The organism is Barnesiella sp. (assembly GCF_022723415.1).
GTDB classification, from domain to species: Bacteria; Bacteroidota; Bacteroidia; order Bacteroidales; family Barnesiellaceae; genus Barnesiella; species Barnesiella intestinihominis.
On sequence record NZ_JAIJHU010000137.1, the window covers coordinates 1 to 1,563 of the forward strand.

Here is a 1,563-nt window from a genome sequence, read left to right on the forward strand (position 1 = left end):
AGGCTCGTTCACCAATGCCGAACGCATTACGTATACTGATTCTTTAGGCTCCGTACATGATGTGGCTACCATGGATGATGGCATGAAATATGGTGGTGACGTCAACAAGACGGATAATGCGCCTGTTTCTGTTAAACTGAACAATCAGGTCAATATCAAAGGCGAAACCGGAGAAGGAAAGTCTTTGACGACTGGCAACATCGGTGTTGAAGCAGAACAAGATGGTGATAATGCCAAACTGACCATCAAACTGGCAGATAAACTGACCGGCCTGACCAGCGTGACGACCGGCAACACCACGATGGAAACCAGCGGCATTACTATCAAGAATGCGAACAACGATACCAACAAAGACATTGTCATCAAAGATGGGAATATTAAATTCGGCGGCAACCAGGTGACGAATATGGGCAGTGGCCTGGGCAATACGTATACGGATGCCAGTGACAACAATGGAGCCAACATCGGCGACGTGAAGCATATTGCCGATGCCCGCAAGACAACCGTAAAATCCAGTGATGGTACAGTTACTGTAGTTGATAAGAACGCCAATGACCCGAATGCCACCAGCCATGATTATGACCTGTCTGTGGATTACAGCAAGGCAGCCGGTGCGGTGGACCTGAAATACACAGGGGACAATAACACCAGCGGCCAGAACAAACTCAGCGAGGCTGTAGCTTTCAATGGTACGGATAATCAGATCGTAACGACAGCTGCAAATGGCAGTGTAACCTTCAAGCTGGCCGATGACCTGAAGACCCAGACCGTGACCGTAACGGGCAAGGATGGGAAAGACGGCCAGATTGGTATCACGGGCAAGAATGGTGCTGATGGCAGTGTAACTACCATTATCAAGACTATCGGCAAGAATGGCACGGATGGTACCAACGGCACACCGGGCGTTAATGGCACGGATGGCATCACACGAATCGTCTATCAGGATGGCAAAGACGGCGAAGCCGGCACGACAACGCATACGGTGGCAACACTGGACGACGGTTTGAAATTCGGTGCCAACGCAGCTGTTGAAAATGGCACGAACCCTGTTGGCAACAAGTTGAACAGTACCATTGATATCGTCGGCACGAAGGCAAAAGACGGCCATACCTATAGTGCTGATAACCTGACGACGACGGTTGCACAGGATGAAAATGGCAAGACGACGATTACCGTTCTCATGGATAATGCTATCAGTGCGGACTCTGTCAAGGTAGGCAAAGACGGCAAGGATGGCGTATCCATTACTGGCCCGAACGGTAAAGACGGCGTCAATGGTATTGATGGCAAAGTCGGTATTTCCGGAAAAGATGGTAAGGATGCCGTTTCCATTGCCGGTAAAGATGGTGTCGGCCATATCGGTCTGACTGGTCCAAAAGGGGAAGATGGGCAGGATGGTGCTTCTATCGACATCTCGACTGCTCTAAAACAGGCAACGCTGGACAGTCAGAAGAATCACCCGAAAGGCTCGTTCACCAATGCCGAACGCATTACGTATACTGATTCTTTAGGCTCCGTACATGATGTGGCTACCATGGATGATGGCATGAAATATGGTGGTGA

1 pseudogene is annotated in these 1,563 nt (G+C 49.8%); it reads left to right on the plus strand.

Going from position 1 to position 1,563, the window contains the following annotated elements:
- Window positions 1-1,563, plus strand: a pseudogene (locus tag QVD32_RS13115) (hypothetical protein); the annotation flags it as partial.